Source organism: Phenylobacterium sp., from assembly GCF_041920015.1.
In the GTDB taxonomy this organism is placed as follows: domain Bacteria; phylum Pseudomonadota; class Alphaproteobacteria; order Caulobacterales; family Caulobacteraceae; genus Phenylobacterium.
On the sequence record NZ_JAYRST010000004.1, the window covers coordinates 45,711 to 65,821 of the forward strand.

18 protein-coding genes and 3 tRNA genes are annotated in these 20,111 nt (G+C 68.4%); 5 read left to right on the forward strand and 16 right to left on the reverse strand.

Going from position 1 to position 20,111, the window contains the following annotated elements; all coding sequences use genetic code 11:
* Positions 1–26 precede the first annotated feature (26 nt).
* From mfd to ACE3TL_RS01900, 3 genes are read right to left on the reverse strand one after another with little or no spacing between them, the layout of a single operon-like run.
* On the reverse strand, positions 27–3,515 hold the full coding sequence (gene mfd / locus ACE3TL_RS01890; protein WP_374576954.1) for a transcription-repair coupling factor: 3,489 nt from the start codon (positions 3,513–3,515) through the stop codon (positions 27–29).
* The gene (locus ACE3TL_RS01895; RefSeq protein WP_374576955.1) at positions 3,505–3,795 is read right to left on the reverse strand and encodes a succinate dehydrogenase assembly factor 2; all 291 of its coding nucleotides are present in this window, start codon (positions 3,793–3,795) and stop codon (positions 3,505–3,507) included. Before ACE3TL_RS01895 ends, mfd begins: the two co-directional genes overlap by 11 nt.
* A 44-nt stretch (positions 3,796–3,839) precedes the next feature.
* Positions 3,840–4,442, reverse strand: a complete 603-nt coding sequence (locus ACE3TL_RS01900) for a hypothetical protein (protein ID WP_374576956.1) — start codon at positions 4,440–4,442, stop codon at positions 3,840–3,842.
* A gap of 79 nt (positions 4,443–4,521) precedes the next feature.
* On the opposite strand from ACE3TL_RS01900, the gene recG reads away from it, so the two are divergent.
* Positions 4,522–6,597, forward strand: a complete 2,076-nt coding sequence (gene recG / locus ACE3TL_RS01905) for an ATP-dependent DNA helicase RecG (protein WP_374576957.1) — start codon at positions 4,522–4,524, stop codon at positions 6,595–6,597.
* A gap of 6 nt (positions 6,598–6,603) precedes the next feature.
* Here recG and ACE3TL_RS01910 read toward each other — a convergent pair whose 3' ends face one another.
* Genes ACE3TL_RS01910 through kdsA form a run of 4 tightly spaced genes read right to left on the reverse strand, consistent with a single transcriptional unit; the run spans position 6,604 to position 11,037 of the window.
* Complete coding sequence (locus ACE3TL_RS01910; protein WP_374576958.1) at positions 6,604–7,713, reverse strand: DUF3089 domain-containing protein; 1,110 nt, start codon at positions 7,711–7,713, stop codon at positions 6,604–6,606.
* 7 nt (positions 7,714–7,720) lie between these two features.
* The gene (rfaD, locus tag ACE3TL_RS01915) at positions 7,721–8,719 is read right to left on the reverse strand and encodes an ADP-glyceromanno-heptose 6-epimerase (protein ID WP_374576959.1); all 999 of its coding nucleotides are present in this window, start codon (positions 8,717–8,719) and stop codon (positions 7,721–7,723) included.
* Positions 8,716–10,170, reverse strand: a complete 1,455-nt coding sequence (gene rfaE2, locus ACE3TL_RS01920; protein ID WP_374576960.1) for a D-glycero-beta-D-manno-heptose 1-phosphate adenylyltransferase — start codon at positions 10,168–10,170, stop codon at positions 8,716–8,718. Before rfaE2 ends, rfaD begins: the two co-directional genes overlap by 4 nt.
* 21 nt (positions 10,171–10,191) lie before the next feature.
* Positions 10,192–11,037, reverse strand: a complete 846-nt coding sequence (gene kdsA, locus ACE3TL_RS01925; RefSeq protein ID WP_374576961.1) for a 3-deoxy-8-phosphooctulonate synthase — start codon at positions 11,035–11,037, stop codon at positions 10,192–10,194.
* A gap of 187 nt (positions 11,038–11,224) precedes the next feature.
* Here kdsA and ACE3TL_RS01930 point away from each other — a divergent pair, with 187 nt between their 5' ends.
* The 3 genes from ACE3TL_RS01930 (at position 11,225) to sseA (ending at position 14,419) form a co-directional block, all read left to right on the forward strand.
* Positions 11,225–12,481, forward strand: coding sequence for a class I SAM-dependent methyltransferase (locus tag ACE3TL_RS01930; protein ID WP_374576962.1), 1,257 nt, complete (start codon positions 11,225–11,227; stop codon positions 12,479–12,481).
* A 100-nt stretch (positions 12,482–12,581) separates the two neighbouring features.
* Positions 12,582–13,580 (forward strand): cysteine synthase A, encoded by a 999-nt coding sequence (locus ACE3TL_RS01935; RefSeq protein WP_374576963.1) that lies wholly within the window; start codon positions 12,582–12,584, stop codon positions 13,578–13,580.
* A gap of 2 nt (positions 13,581–13,582) precedes the next feature.
* The gene (gene sseA / locus ACE3TL_RS01940) at positions 13,583–14,419 is read left to right on the forward strand and encodes a 3-mercaptopyruvate sulfurtransferase (protein WP_374576964.1); all 837 of its coding nucleotides are present in this window, start codon (positions 13,583–13,585) and stop codon (positions 14,417–14,419) included.
* A gap of 4 nt (positions 14,420–14,423) precedes the next feature.
* On the opposite strand, the gene ACE3TL_RS01945 is transcribed toward sseA, so the two are convergent.
* Entirely contained in the window at positions 14,424–15,506 is a 1,083-nt protein-coding gene (locus tag ACE3TL_RS01945) for an amino acid ABC transporter substrate-binding protein (RefSeq protein WP_374576965.1), read from the reverse strand.
* A gap of 112 nt (positions 15,507–15,618) precedes the next feature.
* Between ACE3TL_RS01945 and metC the strand changes: the two genes are divergently transcribed.
* Positions 15,619–16,782, forward strand: coding sequence for a cystathionine beta-lyase (gene metC / locus ACE3TL_RS01950; protein ID WP_374576984.1), 1,164 nt, complete (start codon positions 15,619–15,621; stop codon positions 16,780–16,782).
* 24 nt (positions 16,783–16,806) lie between these two features.
* On the opposite strand, the gene ACE3TL_RS01955 is transcribed toward metC, so the two are convergent.
* The 8 genes from ACE3TL_RS01955 to ACE3TL_RS01990 form a co-directional block, all read right to left on the reverse strand.
* Entirely contained in the window at positions 16,807–17,457 is a 651-nt protein-coding gene (locus ACE3TL_RS01955; protein WP_374576966.1) for a hypothetical protein, read from the reverse strand.
* 58 nt (positions 17,458–17,515) lie between these two features.
* Positions 17,516–17,592: transfer RNA gene (locus tag ACE3TL_RS01960), tRNA-Arg, on the reverse strand.
* A 96-nt stretch (positions 17,593–17,688) separates the two neighbouring features.
* Positions 17,689–17,994: an ETC complex I subunit gene (locus ACE3TL_RS01965; RefSeq protein WP_374576967.1), complete on the reverse strand. Its 306-nt coding sequence runs from the start codon at positions 17,992–17,994 to the stop codon at positions 17,689–17,691.
* Between the two features lie 28 nt (positions 17,995–18,022).
* Positions 18,023–18,099 (reverse strand) — tRNA-Pro (locus ACE3TL_RS01970).
* A 70-nt stretch (positions 18,100–18,169) separates the two neighbouring features.
* Positions 18,170–18,598, reverse strand: coding sequence for a PaaI family thioesterase (locus tag ACE3TL_RS01975; RefSeq protein ID WP_374576968.1), 429 nt, complete (start codon positions 18,596–18,598; stop codon positions 18,170–18,172).
* Positions 18,591–19,136, reverse strand: coding sequence for a DUF192 domain-containing protein (locus ACE3TL_RS01980; RefSeq protein WP_374576969.1), 546 nt, complete (start codon positions 19,134–19,136; stop codon positions 18,591–18,593). The genes ACE3TL_RS01975 and ACE3TL_RS01980 overlap by 8 nt, the downstream gene beginning before the upstream one ends.
* Before the next feature lie 115 nt (positions 19,137–19,251).
* Positions 19,252–19,851 (reverse strand): cold-shock protein, encoded by a 600-nt coding sequence (locus ACE3TL_RS01985; RefSeq protein ID WP_374576970.1) that lies wholly within the window; start codon positions 19,849–19,851, stop codon positions 19,252–19,254.
* A gap of 157 nt (positions 19,852–20,008) precedes the next feature.
* A tRNA-Glu gene (locus ACE3TL_RS01990) sits at positions 20,009–20,083 on the reverse strand.
* Between the last annotated feature and the right edge of the window lie 28 nt (positions 20,084–20,111).

A 20,111-nucleotide genomic window follows, 5' to 3' on the forward strand; every position in this document is an offset into this window, starting at 1 on the left:
GTGATTCCACCAAACCCTAAAGGGCTCTAGGCCGCGAGCTTCGCCAGTTCGGTCAGGATGCCCTCGGCCGCGGCCAGGCGCTGCTCGGGGGTTTCCCATTCGCCCTTCACCACGACCTTGTGGTCGGGACGGATCTTCCAGGCGACCTGGTTCTTCTGGACGAAGCCGACGAGGCCCATCGGATTCTTGAACTCGTCCCCGCGGAAGGTGACGACCGCGCCCTTCGGCCCGACGTCGATCTTGGCGACATTGGCTTCGCGGCACAGGCCCTTGATGGCCACGACCTTGAGCAACTGGCCCGCTTCCGGCGGCAGAGGGCCGAAGCGGTCGATCATCTCGGCGGCCAGGGCTTCGCGGTCGCCGGCCTTCTCGGCGTCGGACAGGCGGCGATAGAGCGACAGGCGCACATTGAGGTCGGGCACATAGTCGTCGGGGATCAGCACGGCCGCGCCGGTGTTGATCTGCGGCGACCATCCGCGGTCGGCCGCCTCGCCCTTGCCGGCCAGTTCCTTCAGCTCGTTCACGGCGTCTTCCAGCATCTGCTGGTAGAGCTCGACCCCGATCTCGCGGATATGACCCGACTGCTCCTCGCCCAGCAGATTGCCGCCCCCGCGCTGGTCGAGGTCGTGGCTGGCGAGCTGGAAACCCGCGCCCAGGCTGTCGAGCGATTGCAGCACCTTCAGGCGCCGCTCGGCCGACAACGTGATCTGCTTTTCAGCCGGGGTGGTGAGATAGGCGTAGGCGCGCGCCTTGGCCCGACCGACCCGGCCGCGGAGCTGGTACATCTGGGCCAGGCCGAACATGTCGGCGCGGTGCAGGACCATGGTGTTGGCGGTCGGGATGTCGAGGCCGCTCTCGACGATGGTGGTGGACAGCAGCACATCATACTGCCCCTCGTAGAAGGCGCTCATCACCTCCTCGAGCTGGGTAGGGGCCATCTGGCCGTGGCCGACGACGAACTTCACCTCGGGCACCTGCTCGCGCAGGAACTTCTGCAGTTCGGGCAGGTCGCTGATGCGCGGGGCGACATAATAGGCCTGACCGCCACGGTACTTCTCGCGCAGCAGGGCCTCGCGGATGACCACGGGATCGAAGGGGGTGATGTAGGTGCGCACCGCCAGGCGGTCCACCGGCGGGGTGGCGATGATCGACATCTCGCGGATGCCCGACAGCGACATCTGCAGGGTGCGCGGGATCGGCGTGGCGGTCAGGGTCAGCATGTGCACGTCGGCGCGAAGCTCCTTGAGCTTCTCCTTGTGCTTGACCCCGAAGTGCTGCTCCTCGTCGACGATTACCAGGCCGAGGTTCGCGAAACCGACCTGCTTGGAGAGCACCGCATGGGTGCCGACTACGATCTCGACCTCGCCGTTGGCGAGCGCGGTGCGGGTTTCGGCGGCCTCCTTGGCCGAGACCAGGCGCGAGAGGCGGCGCACCTTGACCGGCCAGCCCTGAAACCTCTCGGAGAAGGTCTTGTAGTGCTGACGCGCCAGGAGGGTGGTCGGGGCCACGACCGCGACCTGCTGGCCGCTCATCGCCACCACGAAGGCCGCACGCAAGGCGACTTCGGTCTTGCCGAAACCGACGTCGCCGCAGATCAGGCGATCCATCGGCTTGCCCGCGCCCAGGTCCTCCAGCACGTCGCCGATGGCGTTGAGCTGGTCCTCGGTCTCCTCATAGGGGAAGCGGGCGCAGAATTCGTCGAACACGCCGCTGGGCGGCACGATGGCGCCGGTGTCCTTGGTCGCCCGCTCGGCGGCGATGCGGATCAGGCCGATGGCCATCTCGCGCAGGCGTTCCTTGGCCTTGGCCTTGCGCGCCTGCCAGGCCGCGCCGCCCAGGCGGTCGAGTTGGACGCCCTCGCCGTCGCTGCCGTAGCGGGTCAGGAGGTCGATGTTCTCGACCGGCAGGTAGAGCTTGGCCTCGCCGCCGTATTGCAGTTCCAGGCAGTCGTGCGGCGCGCCCTGGACGTCGAGGGTCTTCAGGCCCTCGTAACGGCCGATGCCGTGGTCGATATGGACGACGAGATCGCCCGGCGTCAGCGAGGACGCCTCGGCCAGGAAGTTGGTCGCACGGCGGCGGCGGCGCGGCCGGGCCAGGCGATCGCCCAGGATGTCCGTCTCGGCGATGACCGCGAGTTTCTCGGTCTCGAAGCCGGCCTCCAGCGGCAGGACGACGCGCTGGAAAATCTTCGGGTCAGCCGAACGCGCCGCATCCCAATAGGGGGCGAGCGAGATGTTCTTCAGGCCGTGATCGGCCAGCATCGCGCCCAGGCGGTCGGACGAGCCGTCGGTCCAAGAGGCGAAGAGGACGCGCTTGCCCTCCCCCGCCAGCCGCCGGGCGTGGTCGGCGGTGGCCTCGAACAGGTTCACCGAATCCTGCTGGCGCTCGGCGGTGAAGGCGCGGCCCTGGCGCGCGCCCATGTCGATGACGGTGTCGCCCTCGACCTCCTGGAAGGCCGAAAAGCGCCGGGTGGGTCGAACCGCCAAGGCCTGCCGATACTCGTCGGCGTCCATATAGAGCCGGGTCGGCTCCAGCGGCCGGTAGTGGACCTTGCGGTCGGCTTGGGCGCGGGCGTCGTAGGCGTCCTCGATCATCGCCAGCCGCTCGTCGCGGGCGGCGTCGGCCAGGTGATCCAGGGCGATCAGGGCGTTGTCGGGCAGATAGTCGAGCAGGCTGGCCATCTGCGGGTAGAACAGCGGCAGCCAGTGTTCCATGCCCGCGCGGCGGCCGCCCTCGCTGACCGTGTCGTAGAGCGGATCGCCGCCCGGAGCGCCGAACGCCTCCACATAGCCGCGGCGGAAGCGCGAGACCGCATCCTTGTCCAGCAGGGCCTCGCTGACCGGCAGGAGCGAGATGTCCTTGAGCTGGCGGGTCGAGCGCTGGGTCTCCGGATCGAAGGCCCAGATGGATTCCAGCGTATCGCCGAACAGGTCGAGCCGGATCGGCTCGTCGGCGTTGGGCGGAAAGACGTCGATCACCCCGCCGCGGATCGCGAACTCGCCGCGCTCGGAGACGGTGGAGGCGCGCTGGTAGCCGTTGATCGCGAAATAGCGTTCCAGGTCGGCGATCTCGACCACATTGCCGACCGTCGCCGAATAGGCCGCGCCTTCGACGGCCGACCGTGGCGGCACGCGCTGAAGCAGCGCCGGGACGGTGGTCACCAGCAGGGCCGGTTTCTTCGCATCCACGCCCTTGGCCAGCCGCGCCAGGGCGGTCATCCGCTCGGCCGCAGCGCCGGCCGAGGGGCCGATGCGGTCGTATGGCAGGCAGTCCCAGGCCGGGAACCGGATGACCTCGACATTGGAGGCGAAGAACCCGAACGCGTCGATGAAGGCCGAGAGCCGCGAGGCGTCGCGGGCCACGAACACCGTAAGCCCGCCGCGGGCCTTGACGATATCGGCCATCGCCAGGGCGTCGAAGCCCTCCGGCGCACCGACGAGATCGAGCCGCCCGGGGTCCTGGGCGATGCGCCGCGTCTCCGCCGCCGACGGCGCGCGGAAACCGTCAGCCGCCATGCGGCCCTCCGCGCGACTCATAAGCCTCGAAGCGGAACTGCTTGATCATGCGCATGATCTCGCCGTCATGCTCGGGCGGGGTCGGGGCGCGCTCGACGATCCACTCGTAGAGGTCCTGGTCCGGCTGTTCCATCAGCGCCTCGAAGGCGTCGAACTGCTCGGGCGTGAGGAGATGGGCGTATTTGTCCGCGAACGGCCCGAGGATCAGGTCCGCTTCCCGGAAGCCCCGGTGCCAGGCCCGGAACTTCAGCCGCTTAATTCGTGTGTCGTCGATGCTCATGAGGAGGGGCCGATATAGGCCCCCCGCGCGGCCCGCGCCAGGGCCTATCCCCAGTCGCCGCCCAGCCAGGTGAAGGACACCGAACTGAACGGCGTATCGCCGACCTGCAGCGGCCCGGTGATGACGACCGCGCCATCCTTGCCCTTGGTCGCCTTGCTCTTGCGCAGGGCGGAGGCGTCGATCCTGGCGTCGATGCGGACCTCGCCCAGCTTGGGATGGCTGCCGACCATGCGCACGCGCTCGTCGGTGACCAGATAGGCGGTCGGCAGGACCTTGAGCTTGACCGAATAGGTCAGGTTGCCCAGCGCGTTCTTGCGGGCCGGACTGGTGACGTCGACGAACTCCAGCATGACCGGAGCATAGGTCTTGGTCCGCTGGCCGCTTTCCCAGTCGTTGAAGCCCTGCTGGCCGGCGATGTGCAGGTTGTCGAGCTTGTAATTCCCGACCTTCACCTCGGTCGTCGGCAGGTAGTAGCCGAACTGGGCGTCGCCCTTGGGCCGGGTCAGGCCGGTGAAGCTGGGATCGGGCGGAACCGCCGGCGGGGGCGCCGGCGCAGCGGTCGCCTCGGTCTTGGCCTCATCGGTGGACTGGCTGCAGCCGGTCAGCATGACGGCGACGCAGGCGGTCGCCAGAAGCGCGTTACGCATCCCGATTCCTCCCCCTTGATATTGGACGAACTTCATCATGGGCGTCCCAGGCTGTCCACGGTCGCGCTATGTTCTCGCCATGCGGCCCGAGATTCTGTTCCCCCTCTTTGCGCCCGTGACCTCGCTGAAGGGCGTGGGATCGCGCGTCGCGCCGCTGTTGGAGAAGCTGGCGGGGCCGATCGTGCGCGACGTGGCGTTCCTGCGCCCCCATTCGGTGATCCGCCGTGAACGGACGAGCGTGGTCGCGGCCCTTGAAGGCGCGGTGCAGGTGTTCGAGGTGCAGATCGACGCCTACAAGCGCCCGCGCGCGCCTCAGCAACCCTGGCGGATCGAGACGCACGATGAGACGGGTATCCTCAGCCTGGTGTTCTTCGGCCGCTTCGGCGGCGACCTGGAGACCAAGCATCCGGTCGGCTCGCGCCGGGTGGTCAGCGGCAAGGTCGAGCGGTTCGGGCTGAACCTGCAGATCGCCCATCCCGACTATCTGCTGGCGCCGGAACGGGCGGCGGAAATCCCCGCCTTCGAGGCCGTCTATCCCGCCACGGCTGGCTTGCCGCCGCGCACGGTGCGCAAGTTCGCGCTGGAAGCGCTGGAGCGCACGCCGGAGCTGCCGGAATGGCAGGACGCCGCGTGGCTGGCGCGGGAGGGCTTTCCGAGCTGGCGCGAGGCGCTGGCCCTGACGCACGCGCCCCAGGGGGAGGCCGACCTGTCGCCCCTGACGCGCCACGCCCGGCGGTTGGCCTTCGACGAACTGCTGGCCCACCAGCTCGCCATGGCCCAGCGCAAGGCCGACCGGCGCGCCGTTCCTGCTCCAGCCATCGCCAAGGGCGACATCGCGCCCCGGATCGAAGCGGCCCTGCCCTTCGCCCTGACCGGCGCCCAGCAGCGGGCCCTGGCCGACTTGCGCGGCGACCTGGCGGCGGGCGAGCGGATGAGCCGGCTGATCCAGGGCGATGTCGGCTCGGGCAAGACGGTGGTGGCCATGCTGGCCATGGCCGAGGTGGCCGCGGCGGGCGGCCAGAGCGCGCTGATGGCGCCGACCGAGATCCTGGCCCGCCAGCATTTCGAGACCCTCTGCGGACCGCTCTCCGACCAGGGCGTGGCGACCATCCTGCTGACCGGGCGCGACAAGGGCGCGGCGCGCGCCGAGAAACTCCGCGCCCTGGCGTCCGGGGCGGTGAAGGTGGCGGTGGGCACTCACGCCCTCTTCCAGGACGATGTCGCCTTCCAGAACCTGCAACTGGCGGTGGTCGACGAGCAGCACCGCTTCGGCGTGGCCGAGCGCCAACGGCTGCAGGCCAAGGGCGAGGCGGTGCATCTGATCGCCATGTCGGCCACCCCGATCCCACGGACGCTGGAACTGACGGTCTATGGCGACCTCGACGTTTCGCGCATCGACGAGAAGCCGCCGGGGCGCACGCCGGTCGCCACCCGCGCCGTGCCGATGAGCCGCCTGGCCGAGGTCGAGGCGCGGCTGCACCAGGTCGTGGCGCAAGGCGCGCAGGCCTTCTGGATCTGCCCGCTGGTCTCCGAATCCGAACTGGTCGACCTGAAGGCCGCCGAGCAGCGGGCCCAGGAGCTGCGCGAGCGGATCGGCCCCAGCGTCGGCCTGGTGCACGGCAAGATGACCGGTCCGGAGAAGGACGCCGTCATGGCCGATTTCGCCGACGGCAAGATCGGGGTGCTGGTCGCCACGACCGTGGTCGAGGTCGGCGTCAACGTGCCGAACGCCACCATCATGGTGATCGAGCAGGCCGAGCGGTTCGGCCTGGCCCAGCTTCACCAGCTTCGCGGACGGGTCGGGCGCGGGGCGCGCGAGAGCGCCTGCCTGCTGCTCTACGATCCGCCGCTGTCGGAAACCGCGCAGAAGCGGCTCGACATCCTGCGCCGGACCGATGACGGCTTCCTGATCGCCGAGACCGACCTGGAGTTGCGTGGCGGCGGCGACGCCCTGGGCCTGCGCCAGTCGGGCTTCCCGGCCTATGTCTTCGCCGACCCCATCGCCCACCGCGACCTGATCGCCGCGGCCGGAGACGACGCGCGGCTGATCCTGCAACGCGACCCGGAGCTGGTTTCCGAGCGCGGCCAGGCGCTGCGGGTGCTGCAGGAACTGTTCGACTGGCGCGCGGCCTCGCCGCTCAAGGACGCCGGCTGAAAGCCGCTAGCGGCGGGCCAGCCAGCCTTCGACGCGCCCGACCGCATCGGCCTCGAGATCGGCGTAGAAGAGGTTGTAAGGCGCCATCCTGCGCCGGTCGGTCCAGCTTCCCGAAGGTTTCAGCGAGGCCGAGTGCGGCCGGCTGACGCGCAGCAGCCCCTTCTCGCACCTGGCGCCGACCTGTCGGGTCAGGAAGGCGGGCCGCACCCCCCACTCCAGGCCGGTGGCGTTGGTCGCGCCCTGGTTCAGCCGCGCCGGGGCCTGACCGTCGACCACGCCGCCAAACAGCGGATTGAAGCAGATCGGCGTCCGGCCTTGCAGGTTCACGAGCTGCCCGCCCTCGCCCCAGACCAGCGAACGGTCGAGGATGGCCTGGGCGCGTTCGGGGTCGCCCTCGTAGGCCTGGGCCCAGGCCGCCAGGCAGCCGCTCTGGCGCGGGGCCAGGCAAGGCGGCAGCGGGGCGTCGTCGCTCGGGACCACGGTCTGGATCAGATAGGCCGCAGCGATGCGCCGCTCCAGGCCAGGATCGCGCGCCACCGCATCGCTCAGCAGGCGGGCGGCCAGGGAGCCGCCCTGCTCCACCCCCACCACGACGATAGGGCGACCTTCGTTGTAGTGGGCCAGATAGTAGCGGAAGGCGGCGGCGACGTCGGAATAGGCGAAGCGCCGAGCTTCCTTGGCGTCTTCGCGCAGGGTCATCAGGGTGTAGAGGCTGGCCTGGCGGTAGCGCGGGGCGAAGAGGCGCCCGACCTTCACGAACGGGCCAGCGTAGTTGGGCGCCATCACCCGGCGGAACAGCCGGTCGGCCTGGGGATCGTCAATGGGCGCGTTCCAGTGACGTCCGCCATCAAAGGTGGTCGGTCCGACGAAGAACACGTCGGCGGCCGGCTCGGCGTCAGTCGGATTTTCAGGCGCGCGGGGCATCAGCGCCCAGGCGGACCGCTGCGCATAGTCCGGGGCCGGCGGCGGGTCGTAGGTCTGGAACGGCTCCTTGGGGTCGAGCTGAGTGCGCAGGATGTCGTCGCGCCACACATAGGCGCCCGCCGCGAGCACGCCGACGATCACCAGGACGACCGCGGCGACCAGACGCCTGAAACCCCGGGGACGCTCGGCCATGCGCGCCCTAGCGGTAGGGATCGGGCTGGGAGAGATAGCGCTTCACATAGTCGCCCACGCCGTCCTCCAGGCTGGTCATCGGCTGATCGTAGCCCGCCTGGCGCAGGCGTTCCATATGGGCCTGGGTGAAGTACTGGTACTTGTCGCGGATCATCGGCGGCATCGGCGTGTACTCGATCTGCGGCGCGCGGCCGGCGGCGGCGAACACCGCCCGCGCCAGGTCCTCGAAGGTCCGCGCCACGCCCGAGCCGAGGTTGTAGACCCCGTTCACCTGCTCGTTGGCGGCCAGCCAGGCCACCACGTTGGCGACGTCGCGCACATAGACGAAGTCGCGGCTCTGGCCGCCGTCCGGCACGCCCTCGCGATAGGACTTGAAGAGCTGGACGGCGTGGCCGTCGCGGACCTTCGGCCAGATCTGCGAGGCGACTGATTTCATCGAATGCTTGTGCTCTTCGTTCGGCCCGTAGACGTTGAAGAACTTGAGCCCGACCCACTGGGGCGGGGCGTAGTCGCGGGCCGCCTGACGCGCCGCGAACAGGTCGAACAGCGCCTTGGACCAGCCGTAGGTGTTCAGCGGTCTAAGGGCCGTGAGCGACTCCACGTCGTCGCGGTCCTGGAAGTCGGTGGCGTCGCCGTAGGTCGCAGCCGAGGAGGCGTAGACGAACCGCCTCTGGCGGTCGGCGCACCAGCGGAACAGGTCGCGAGAGAGCGTGAAGTTCGAATGGATGATCTTGTCGGCGTCGGGCTCGGTGGTGGACGACACCGCGCCCATATGGACCACCAGTTCCACGTCGCGCCAGCGCTTCTCCAGCCAGTCGAACATCGCTTCGGGCGCCACGAAGTCGCCGATGGGATGCTTGGCGATGTTGCGCCACTTGCCGAGCTCGGCCTCGCGCAGGCGGTCGCAGACCACCACGTCCAGGGACGGGTCCTCGGCGAGCCTGGCCACGATGTTGGAACCGATGAAGCCGGCACCGCCGGTGACGAAGATGATGCGACGGGTCATGCCTTCTCCTGCATCCGGGCGATGGCCGCGGTCGTGGAATAGCCGTCCACCAGCCGGGCCAGCCTGACCTCGCCCCCATAGGACTTCACGAAGTCGCCGCCCACCACTTCGCTTTCGGCGTAGTCGGCGCCCTTGATCAGCACGTCGGGCCGGGCGGCCTCGATCAGGGCGATGGGCGTATCCTCGTCGAACGGCGCGACCAGGTCCACCGAACCGAGGCCCGCCAGCACCATGGCGCGGCTCTCCAGATCGTTGACCGGCCGCCCCTCGCCCTTCAACGCGCGCACCGAGCGGTCGGAATTGACCCCGACGACCAGCCGGTCGCACCAGGCCCGCGCCTGGGCGAGATAGGCGACGTGCCCGCGGTGCAGGATGTCGAAACAGCCGTTGGTGAAGCCGACCTTCAGTCCCTTGGCGCGCCAGCGGGCGATCTCGTCGACCAGGCGCTGGGGCGTGGCGATCTTGGCCTCGGCCGGGGCCATGTGCGCAGTGATCGAGGCCTCGATCAGTTCCTCGGGCGTCACGACCGCCGTGCCCGCCTTTCCGACCGCCACGCCCGAGGCGAGCATGGCGAACCCGATGGCGTCGGCGACATCGACCTTGCCCGCCAGAGCCACGCCCAGCGCCGCCAGGGTGGTGTCGCCTGCGCCGGAGGCGTCAAACACCTCGCGCGGGACGCCAGGGAAGTGCCGCACCGCCTCGCCCCGCACCGCCAGGGAGATGCCCTTGGCGGCGCGGGTCACCAGGATCGCCTTGGCTTCGCACAGCGTCAGGGCGTGAGTCAGGGCGGCCTCGACCTCGGCGTCGGTCTGGGTCGGCATGTCGGTGGCGTGGGCCAGCTCGGCCGCATTGGGCTTGACCACGTCGACGGCGCCGTAGCGCGCGAAGGAGCGCGCCTTGGAATCGACGATCATCAGCGCCCCGCTGGCGCGGCAGGCCTCGATCACCGCCGGTGTCACGACCCCCTTGCCGTAGTCCGACAGCAGGATGACGCCCGCGCCCTTGGCCACGTCGCGGACCGTGCGGACCAGCCGCTGCTCGACCTCGCCGGTCGCCGGGCCGCTGGTCTCCATGTCGACCCGCAGCAATTGCTGGCCGCCGGAGACGAAGCGCGTCTTCAGGGTGGTGGGGCGGGCCGGATCGGTGACGACGAAACCCTCGACCCCTTCCTCGGCCTTCATGAGGCGAAGGGCCTCATGGCCTTCGGAGTCGCCGCCGATCATCCCGACCAGGCAGACCTCCCCGCCGAGGGCCGCGGCGTTGCGCGCCACGTTGCCGGCCGCGCCCAGCATCACCAACTCGCGCTTGCGGGCCAGGACCGGGATCGGCGCCTCGGGCGAGACGCGAGTCACCTCGCCATAGACGAAGCGGTCGACCATCAGGTCGCCGACGCAGACAATGCGGGCGCCCGCCAGGGCCGAGAGGATCTTCTGAAGGGCCGCGAGGTCCATGATGTTCAGAGCCTACGCCGATTATTGCACGGCCGCATGGACGGCCTTGAGGCCCGCCAGCAGGTCGCGTGCGCCGTCGAGCGGCAGGCAACTCGGGCCATCGCACAGCGCCTTGTCCGGCTCGGGGTGGAATTCGAGGAAGACGCCGTTCGCGCCCACCGCCACCGCAGCCTTGGCGATCATGGCCACGCCGTCGCGCCGCCCTCCCGTGGAAGCTCCGCCGGTCCGCGGGTCGGCCCCCGGCAGTTGCACCGCATGGGTGGCGTCGATGGTCACCGGCGCGCCCAGCTTCTTCATCTCCGGAATGCCGAGCATGTCGACCACCAGGTTGTTGTAGCCGAACGAGCTGCCACGCTCGCAGAGAATGACGCCGACGTCGGCGACCTCCTTGATCTTGCTGAGGATGTTCTTGCAGTCCCACGGCGCCAAGAACTGCGCCTTCTTCACATGCATGAGGCCGCCGGCCGCGGCGGTCGCCTTGGCCGTAGCGACCACCAGGTCGGTCTGACGGCAAAGGAAGGCGGGGATTTGGGTGATGTCGGCCACCGCCGCCACCGGCTCGGCCTGTTCGATCTCATGCAGGTCGGTGGCGATCGGCACGTCGAGTTGGGCCTTCACCTCGGCCAGGATCTTCAGGCCCTCCTTGAGCCCAGGGCCGCGATAGCTTTTCACCGACGAACGGTTGGCCTTGTCGAAGCTGGCCTTGAACACATAGGGCAGGCCCAGTTCGGCGGTCACGGCCTTGAGGTGGCGGCCGGTTTCCAGCGCCAGGTCCAGATCCTCGATCACGTTCAGGCCCGCGATCACCACCAGCGGCTGGCCGTCGCCAATCGAGAGATTCCAGCGGTCAAGCGTCAGTACGGTCATGACAATCCCGGGGCTTTTCCAGATCGGCGCGCCGCGCCGCTTTGGCCTAAGTGGCGCGCGCTGGGCAGCTTCACAAGCGCGAAAACGTGAACCTCGGAAACCGGCCGACGCACGCCCGCGTACTGGTGTTGATTCGCTTCAACCCCAAATCAGGTGTTACGCTTGCCAAAAATCGAGGGTTGCGACCATGAGCCTGGCGCATGAACCATCGTTGGCGGCGATCGCCGCCTCGCCTCGAGCGTTCGGAAAGCTGCCCGCCCTGGACGGGGCTCCGGCGGCCTTCCGCTTCGCGGCTCGATTGCTGGCGCTGAACTGGCGCGGCGGCACGCTCACCTTCGTTACGCCCTCCGGCCGCGAACTGCGGATCAAGGGGACGGAGCCAGGCTTCGACGCCAGGATCGTGATCCACGACTTCCGCTTCATGCGCCGGGTTCTGGCCGCCGGCGACATTGGGTTCGCCGAGGGGTTCATGGCCGGCGAGTGGGATACCCCCGACCTGTCGGCGGTGCTCTGCGCCATGAGCCTGAACTTCGACCGGCTGACCAAGCTGTTCCTCGGCAATCCGCTGATGCGCGCGGCGAACTTCATCGGCCACCGCCTGAACGCCAATACGCGCAAGGGATCGCGCAAGAACATCCACGCCCACTACGACCTGGGCAACGCCTTCTATTCGCGCTGGCTGGACCGGACGATGACCTATTCGTCGGCCCGCTACGAGCGGCCGGGCCAACCGCTCGACCAGGCGCAGGCCGCCAAGTACCGCAGCCTGGCCCAGGGCATGGGGCTGCAAAGCGGCCAATCCGTGCTGGAGATCGGCTGCGGCTGGGGCGGATTTGCGGAATTCGCGGCCAAGGAAGTCGGCGCACGGGTGACCGGCGTCACCATTTCCAAGGAGCAATTCGATTTCGCCCGCAAGCGCCTGTTCGACCAGGGCCTGGGCGAACAGGCCGAGATCCGCATGGTCGACTATCGCGACGTCGAGGGGCGCTTCGACCGGGTGGCCTCGATCGAAATGTTCGAGGCGGTCGGCGAACGCTACTGGCCCACCTATTTCAGCAAGATTCGCGACATGCTGGCGCCCGGCGGCCGCGCCGGCCTGCAGATCATCACCATCCGCGACGAGTTCTTCGAGGCCTATCGCCGCCGCGCCGACTTCATCCAGAAGTACATCTTCCCTGGCGGCATGCTGCCCTCCGAAGCCAGGCTCCAGGCGGTGACCAAGGCCGCAGGCCTGCCCTGGACCGGCGTCGTCCGCTTCGGCCAGGACTATGCCGACACCCTGGCCGAATGGGGCCGCAGGTTCGAAAGCGCCTGGGAGGAGATCGCTCAGCTCGGCTTCGACCAGCGGTTCCGCAAGCTCTGGCGGTTCTATCTCAGCTATTGCGAGGCGGGGTTCCGTACCGAGCGCACCAATGTGGTGCAACTGAGCCTCGCGCGCGGCTGAGGCGCCTGCAGCTTCGCTTAGGACGGTTCGATGAAACCTGGGGCTGGAATACCTCTTTACCCCCTGTTCGCTGCCCGCCGAGCGGCTTAAGTATCCGGCCATGACCGTTGCAGACAGCGTTTTGGGCGCAATCGGAAACACGCCCCTCATCCGCCTGCGCCGGGCCAGCGAGCTGACCGGTTGCGACATCTACGGCAAGGCCGAGTTCATGAATCCGGGGGCGTCGGTCAAGGACCGCGCGGCGCTCTACATCGTGCGCGACGCCGAGCGGCGCGGCTTGCTGCGACCGGGCGGGCGCATCGTGGAGGGCACCGCCGGGAACACCGGCATCGGCCTGGCCATGGTCGGCGCGGCCAGTGGCTATCGCACCACCATCGTCATCCCCCGCACCCAGAGCCAGGAAAAGAAGGACGCCATCCGCCTGCTGGGCGCCGAACTGGTCGAGGTCGACGCCGTCCCCTACTCCAACCCCGACAACTATGTCCGCTATTCGGGCCGCCTGGCCGAGGAGCTGAACGCCAAGGAGCCGGCGGGCGCGATCTGGGCCAACCAGTTCGACAACGTCGCCAACCGCCAGGCCCACGTGGAGACCACGGCCCCGGAAATCTGGGAGCAGACCGGCGGCAAGGTCGACGGCTTCATCTGCGCCGTCGGATCAGGTGGCACCCTGGCGGGGGTCGCGCAGGGGCTGCGCGCGCGCAATCCTAACATCAAGATCGGCCTGGCCGATCCGCACGGCGCGGCGCTCTATTCCTGGTACGCCGAGGGCGAGCTGAAGGCCGAGGGCGGTTCGATCAGCGAGGGGATCGGCCAGGGCCGCATCACCGCCAATCTCGAAGGCCTTTCCGTCGACCACCCCTACCGCATCGACGACGTCGAGATGCTGAATGTGATCTTCGACCTGGTCGAGCACGAGGGCCTGGTCATGGGCGGCTCGACCGGGATCAATGTCGCCGGGGCGATCCGTATGGCCAAGGACCTGGGCCCTGGCCACACCATCGTGACCATCCTGTGCGACCAGGGCGCGCGCTATCAGAGCAAGATCTTCAATCCGGCGTTCCTGAAGGAGCGTGGCTTTCCGGTTCCCAAGTGGCTGTAGACATGGCCCCGGTCGTCTCCACCGCCTGGCTGGCCGAGCGCCTGCGCAGCCCCGACGTCCGCGTCGTCGACGGGAGCTGGCATATGCCGGCCGAGGCGCGCGACGGGCGCGAGGAGTATCTCCAGGCCCATATCCCCGGCGCGGTGTTCTTCGACATCGACATCATCGCCGACCCCGACACCGACCTGCCGCACATGCTGCCGACGCCGGAGGCTTTCGCCCACGCGGCGGGGGAGCTGGGCCTGTCCCGCGACGCCGACATCGTCGTCTACGACACCCATGGCGTCCGCTCGGCGGCGCGGGTGTGGTGGACGCTTCGCGCCATGGGTTACGAGAGGGCCCACGTGCTGGACGGCGGCCTGCGGAAGTGGATGGCCGAGGGCCGTCCCATCGAGGGCGGCGAGGTCTTTCCACGTCGGGTCGAGGTCAGGCCAGCCTTCGCGCCCGAACTGGTCCGCGACGCCGCCGAGGTCCGCGAGATCCTGCAGACCGGCTCGGCCCGGATGGTCGACGCCCGCTCGGCGGCCCGCTTCAGCGGCGAGGCGCCCGAGCCGCGCGCCGGACTGCGATCCGGCCACATGCCCGGCGCGGCCAACCTTCCCTGGGAGCAGGTGATCGCCGAGGATGGAACCCTGCGGCCGGCGGGCGATCTGCGCGAGGTGTTCAAGGCGGCCGGGGTCGACCTGCGCGCGCCCATCGTCACCACCTGCGGCTCGGGCGTCACCGCCTCGGTGCTGGCCCTGGCCCTGGCGCGCCTGGGGGTGACGGCCGCGGTCTATGACGGTTCCTGGACCGAATGGGGCGGCTTGCCCGACGCGCCGGTCGTCACCGGCTCCTGAAGCTTTAGCGGAGCGGCGGGGCGTAGAGCAGGCCCGGCTGCGGCGCATTCCACAGCGCGTTGTGGCCGCGCTCCAGCTTGAGCGCCGAATTCGCGCCGACATTGCGGTCGAAGATTTCGTCATAGGCGCCGACCTGGACGATGGCCTGATAGCCGAAGTCCGCCTTCAGCCCCATGGGCGCGCCGAAGTCGCCATCGACGCCCAGCAGCCTGCGGACCCGCGGATCGGGCGAGGTCTTCACCTGCTCCGGCGCGGTCTTGGAATTGACGCCCAGTTCCTCGGCCAGGATCAGCGAATAGACCGTCCAGCGCACGATGTCGGTCCAGATCGGATCGTCCTGGCGCACGGCCGGCGACAGCGGCTCCTTGGAGATCACGGTCGGCAGGATCACGTGGGCGTTGGGCGTGTTCATCACCGAACGCGACGAGGCGAGCGCCGAGACGTCGGCCGTGAAGGCGTCGCAGCCATCGCTCTGATAGAGCCGGCGCGCCTCGGCCTCGTTGGCGACGACGACCGGGGTGTATTTCAGGCCGCGAGCCCTGAAATAGTCGGCGAGGTTGGTCTCGCTGGCCGTGCCGCCCTGGACGCAGATGCGCGCGCCGTTCAGCTCGTCAGCGCTGGTCAGGGTCAGCGACTTGGGAGCCAGGAAGCCCTCGCCGTCGAAATAGGTGATGGCCGTGAAGTCGATCCCCTCGCCTGCATCGCGCGCCAGGGTCCAGGAGGTGTTGCGGGAAAGGACGTCGATCTTGCCGGCGCGCAACGCCGTGAAACGCTCGGTCGCATCGACAGGAAAGAACCGCACGGCCTTGGCGTCGCCGAGCGTGGCGGCGGCGATGGCGTGGCAGATGTCGACATCAAAGCCGCGCCACACGCCGCGATCGTCGGCGAAAGCAAAACCCGCCAACCCCGAATTGACCCCACAGGCCAGCCAGCCGCGCTTGCGGACCGTGGCCAGGGTCGGGCTGGGCTTGGGATGATAGGTCTGCGCCATGACAGGCGTCTCGACCTTGGGCGGCGGCGGGGGCGGAGGCGGTTCGGTCTTGCCGCAGGCGGCGAGAACGAGGGCGAAAGCCAGGCTGCTCGACATGCGCAAAGAAATACTGGGCAGGGAGATTGGTCCGTCCTCCTTGATTGCGCAGTCGGCAAGGCTCTAAGTGCGGTCGATCATGGCTCAAGTTCGCTCCGACCCGTCAACCCGTATGGAAGAAGAAACCCGCCTCATCCACGCCGGCGGGGGTTCGCAGGATCTAGTCAGGACGGTCGGGCCGCCGATCCAGAAGGGCTCGACGGTGCTGCTGCCCTGCGCGGCGGCGCTCTATGACGACGACAACTACCTGACCTATGGCCGCGGCGGCCTGGCGGCACACGAGGCGCTGAAGGACGCCCTGGCCGAGATGGAGGGCGCGGCGGGCGTGCGCCTCTATCCCTCGGGGCTCGCCGCGGTGACCGGCGCGCTTCTGGCGCTTCTGCAGGCGGGCGACGACGTGCTCGTCGCCGACAACGTCTACAAGCCGACCCGGCGATTCTGCGACAACGTCCTGAATCGCTACGGCGTCAGCGTCCGCTATTTCGATCCGCGCCTGCCGCCGCAGGCCGTGCTGGACCAGGCGATTGCCGCCACGCGCCTGATCGTCATGGAATCCCCCGGCTCGCTCACCTTCGAGATGCAGGACCTCGCCGCCGTGGCGGCCCTGGCGCGGGCGCGAGGCGTCCTGACCCTGACCGACAACACCTGGGGCGCGGGCTATCTGTTCAAGCCGCTGGAGCACGGGGTCGACATCAGCGTCCAGGCCCTGACCAAATATGTCGGCGGCCACTCGGACGTGTTCATGGGCTCGGCCGCCGCGCGCGATCCGGCCCTAGTCCAGAAGCTGGAAGACGGAGTGCTCAATCTCGGTTGGGCGGTTTCGGCCGAAGACGCCTACCAGATGCTCCGCGGCCTGCGCACCCTTCCGGCCCGCCTGAAACTGCAGGGCGAGGCGGCCTTGCGCATCGCCGCCTGGCTGGCCGATCAGCCGGAGGTCCTCGATGTCATCCACCCCGCCCTGCCCGGCTCGCCCGATCATGAGCTCTGGAAGCGGGACTATAGCGGCGCCTGCGGCCTGTTCGGCTTCGTGCTGCGCCCGGGCGCGCCAGAGGCCGTCGACGCCTTCCTCGACGCCCTGAAGGTGTTTGGCCTCGGCTTTTCATGGGGCGGCTTCGAGAGCCTGGCGATCGGCAGCGATCCCCAGCTCGGCAAGCGCAACTTCGTCCCGACCTACGCCGGCCCGCTGATGCGCCTGCATATCGGCCTGGAAGCCGAAGCCGACCTGATCGCCGACCTGCGCCAGGCGCTCGACGTCTATGCGGACAAGACAGCCTAAATCTCGGCCAAGGCGCGAGCCCGGTCAGCCCCAGGCGCGGATGGCGTGTCCGCGCTCGCCCCAGAAGACGAACCACTGGCCCGCCGCCCGTACGATATCGAGTTGCTGGTCGAACGGCGGGGGCTCGCGTCGCTTCCGCCCAAGGCCAAGGCGCGCCAGAAACCCTTGCTTCGGAGGCTTCTCCAGCGGCCCGGCCGCGACCGCGGCGTCCGCCGCTGCGAGCAAGGCCTGTCCGTACAGGATCGCCGCCTCGGGCAGCTTATGCTCCCAGGCTTCCTCGATGAGCGCCTTTGAAAGCACATCCTCGCAATCGTGCAGAAAAGCGCCACGGAAGCTGGTGTCGTCCACACCCTCGTAGAGTTCGCCATGGCTGTAGCGCGGCACGCCGGGACTATCGACCAGACGCAAAACATAATAGCCGTGAAAATCCTTCAGGACGGTCTCGATCTCTTCGGGAGTTTCCCCCTTCCGCACATTGATTATCCACGCGTCGGCGGCCGGATCATATCCGACGCGCGGCGCTCCAATCCGCTCATAGGGCGGGATGCTGATCTCCTGGAAGCGCTCGGTGTCCTTGTCTGAGGGCTCGTCCTTGAACGACCGCTCCAGCAGGCTGCGCCACTCGGCTTCGTGGCCGGGCTTGGCGCAACTCTCGACGATAAGATCCAGGCCCATGACGCCCCACTGCTCCAACAGCCAACGGCCTATTGATTATTCGGGCGCAGTAAAGATTTGGCGACCCCGGCAGGGATCGAACCTGCAACACCCGACTTAGAAGGTCGGTGCTCTATCCAATTGAGCTACGGGGCCCCAATGCGGGGGTGGATAACACCGCCGACGAACCGACGACAACGCTGGAGAATTGGCGCGCGCTCTATCCGGTTGAGCTAAGGGCGCCCGGGGGCCTCAGTGGGTCCAGGGCTGCTTGCGGCCGTAGGCGAAGTTGTCCGCATAGGCCTTGATGATGCGCTTGGGGGTCTTCGGCTCGGTGATCTGGAACGGAATGCCGTGCGCCTGGGCGTAGGCCACCGCCTCGTCGCGGGTCTCGAAGGACAGGCGGATCTGGCCGTTGGTGTCGTTGGTCAGGGTCCAGCCCATCAGCGGGTCGGAGCGACGCGCCGAGGCCGGCTCGAATTCCAGCACCCAGTCCTTGGTCTTGGCCTTGCCGGACTGCATGGCGTTCTTGGCCGGACGGTAGATGCGCGCGAGCATGCGGACCCTCTTCGATTTCCTCCGGCGCTGGTCGGGGCGAGAGGATTCGAACCTCCGACCCTCTGCTCCCAAAGCAGATGCGCTACCAGGCTGCGCTACACCCCGAGAAGCGCCGGTGCGCGGGGGATATAAGGCTTTGGCCTTTCCCGCAATTGAACAAAAGCCGCGGCCGGCTTCAGCCGTGGCGGCGCATCAGCTTGAAGACGCCCGAACCGCGCACGACATCGACGCCGTTCGCATGCGCGCGCGCCTCCACGAACGCCACGTCGCGGGTCGCCCGCGTGACCTTGGCCTCGCCCATCACCCATTCCCCGACCCTGGCCATGTGCAGGAAGTCGACCGAGAGGTGGATGGTCACCGCCGTCTGCCGCACCGAGCGATAGACCGCCGCCCCCATCAGGCCGTCCAGAAACGCGGTCAGCATGCCGCCATGCACCAGGCCCAGGCCGTTGGCGTGCCGCGGCAGGGCGTAGAAGGCCTGCTCGGTCAGTTCGCCCGGCTGCGCGCGATGGAAATAAGGGCCGTTGTGGCTCGAGAACGGGCCGCGGCTGCCCGAGGCGACGAAGCCTTCGGGCGGGTCTGGAATGATGTCCTGCTCAGCCACGCTTGAAGATCCGATGCTCGATCCTGTCGCCCGGCAGGAGGCCGATCTGGGCCGCACGCCCCCCCGCCAGTTCCAGCACGCCCACGACCGGGCCGCCCGACGGGATCGGCGCTTCGGACAGCGGCGTGGTGTTGCGCGCGATCGACAGCACCACGCCATCGGGCTGGATGTAGATGATGTCGAGCGGGACCAGGGTGTTCTTCATCCAGAACGCCACGTCGCGCGGCGTCTTGAAGTCGAACAGCATGCCGCGGTCCGGCGGAACTTCCTTGCGGAACATCAGGCCGCGTTCGCGTTTCGCATCGGTGTCGGCGATCTCCACGAAGAAGCGCGTGCGTCCTTGCTGGGTGACCACCTCCAGCACTTCGAAGCCTGCCGGCGCCTCACCGACCGCGCCGCCTGCAGGCTGCCTTGGAATCGGCGCCGGAGAAGGCGCCGCGGCCGTCTCTTGCGGCGTCTGGGCCGCCGGCTGCTGGGCGCACGCGGCCAGCAAGGCGAGCGCTCCCGCCAGCGCTGTCAGGCCGCGTCGCGACCGCATCGGGTTCTGCACCGAAGCTCTCCGAGGCTGTGAGTCACTCAAGGCGCGATCCATATCGCGCTCCGGCGGCCCCAGAGAACCCTTTTCGGCTGTGAAGCTGATCCGCGCCCCGATCCTACGCCAGGCCGATGGACTCAATCTCGGCGACGACGAGCCCCTTGGGCCCTTCCGCGAACCGCACCATGACGTCGTCGCCCGGTTGCAGATCCTCGATCCCCGACCGACGCAGGGTTTCGATGTGCACGAAGATATCGCCGCTTTCGCCGTCACGGACCACGAAGCCGTAGCCCTTGGCGCGGTTGAACCACTTGACCTTGGCCCGTTCGAGCGGCCCGCGCGGCGCCGGCGGGCGCCGCGGCTGGCGAAAGCCCCCTGCCCCGCGGTCAAAGCTGTCGCGACGGCCATGGTCTTCATGGCGGCGACGCTCGGAAGGCGGAGGAGCTGCGCTCTCGTCCACCTCCAGCACCTCGGAGACTTGCCAGCCCTTGGGCCGCCTGATCACGTCGCAGACGATCACGGCCCCCTCAAGCGCGCTTTCGCGTCCCGAGTTCCGTAAACTTGTCACATGAAGCAAAACGTCCTTGAGCCCCGTTTGATTGGGGTCGTCAGGAACGACAAAACCATACCCCTTGCCGGCGTCGAACCACTTCACCCGCCCGCTGATCCGCACGGAGTCTTCGTGTGGACCTACTCCTTCGTATTCGTAACCCGACATTTGCCCCTCTGGCCCGGTCTCCCCCCGATCCTTTCGGATATTGGCCAACTATAACACTGTTCTTGTCTTGCCAGCGTCGTCAATGGGGCATTTTGCGACTGACGCTGGCGCCCGTCGCATTCATCGCGCTTGAATTGTGCGGAAGAAAGGCTCGCGATGGCAGTCCCTAGGGGAGTCGAACCCCTCTCTCCAGGTTGAAAACCTGGCGTCCTAACCGATAGACGAAGGGACCGCGTCGGCGAGAGCGGCGTCTATAAAGG

What these genes read in the sequence shown, in the direction of transcription:
- mfd (WP_374576954.1), bottom strand. Translation starts at nt 3,515, where the DNA reads ATGGCGGCTGACGGTTTCCGCGCGCCGTCGGCGGCGGAGACGCGGCGC.
- ACE3TL_RS01895 (WP_374576955.1), bottom strand. Translation starts at nt 3,795, where the DNA reads ATGAGCATCGACGACACACGAATTAAGCGGCTGAAGTTCCGGGCCTGG.
- ACE3TL_RS01900 (WP_374576956.1), bottom strand. Translation starts at nt 4,442, where the DNA reads ATGCGTAACGCGCTTCTGGCGACCGCCTGCGTCGCCGTCATGCTGACC.
- recG (WP_374576957.1), top strand. Translation starts at nt 4,522, where the DNA reads ATGCGGCCCGAGATTCTGTTCCCCCTCTTTGCGCCCGTGACCTCGCTG.
- ACE3TL_RS01910 (WP_374576958.1), bottom strand. Translation starts at nt 7,713, where the DNA reads ATGGCCGAGCGTCCCCGGGGTTTCAGGCGTCTGGTCGCCGCGGTCGTC.
- rfaD (WP_374576959.1), bottom strand. Translation starts at nt 8,719, where the DNA reads ATGACCCGTCGCATCATCTTCGTCACCGGCGGTGCCGGCTTCATCGGT.
- rfaE2 (WP_374576960.1), bottom strand. Translation starts at nt 10,170, where the DNA reads ATGGACCTCGCGGCCCTTCAGAAGATCCTCTCGGCCCTGGCGGGCGCC.
- kdsA (WP_374576961.1), bottom strand. Translation starts at nt 11,037, where the DNA reads ATGACCGTACTGACGCTTGACCGCTGGAATCTCTCGATTGGCGACGGC.
- ACE3TL_RS01930 (WP_374576962.1), top strand. Translation starts at nt 11,225, where the DNA reads ATGAGCCTGGCGCATGAACCATCGTTGGCGGCGATCGCCGCCTCGCCT.
- ACE3TL_RS01935 (WP_374576963.1), top strand. Translation starts at nt 12,582, where the DNA reads ATGACCGTTGCAGACAGCGTTTTGGGCGCAATCGGAAACACGCCCCTC.
- sseA (WP_374576964.1), top strand. Translation starts at nt 13,583, where the DNA reads ATGGCCCCGGTCGTCTCCACCGCCTGGCTGGCCGAGCGCCTGCGCAGC.
- ACE3TL_RS01945 (WP_374576965.1), bottom strand. Translation starts at nt 15,506, where the DNA reads ATGTCGAGCAGCCTGGCTTTCGCCCTCGTTCTCGCCGCCTGCGGCAAG.
- metC (WP_374576984.1), top strand. Translation starts at nt 15,619, where the DNA reads ATGGAAGAAGAAACCCGCCTCATCCACGCCGGCGGGGGTTCGCAGGAT.
- ACE3TL_RS01955 (WP_374576966.1), bottom strand. Translation starts at nt 17,457, where the DNA reads ATGGGCCTGGATCTTATCGTCGAGAGTTGCGCCAAGCCCGGCCACGAA.
- ACE3TL_RS01965 (WP_374576967.1), bottom strand. Translation starts at nt 17,994, where the DNA reads ATGCTCGCGCGCATCTACCGTCCGGCCAAGAACGCCATGCAGTCCGGC.
- ACE3TL_RS01980 (WP_374576969.1), bottom strand. Translation starts at nt 19,136, where the DNA reads ATGCGGTCGCGACGCGGCCTGACAGCGCTGGCGGGAGCGCTCGCCTTG.
- ACE3TL_RS01985 (WP_374576970.1), bottom strand. Translation starts at nt 19,851, where the DNA reads ATGTCGGGTTACGAATACGAAGGAGTAGGTCCACACGAAGACTCCGTG.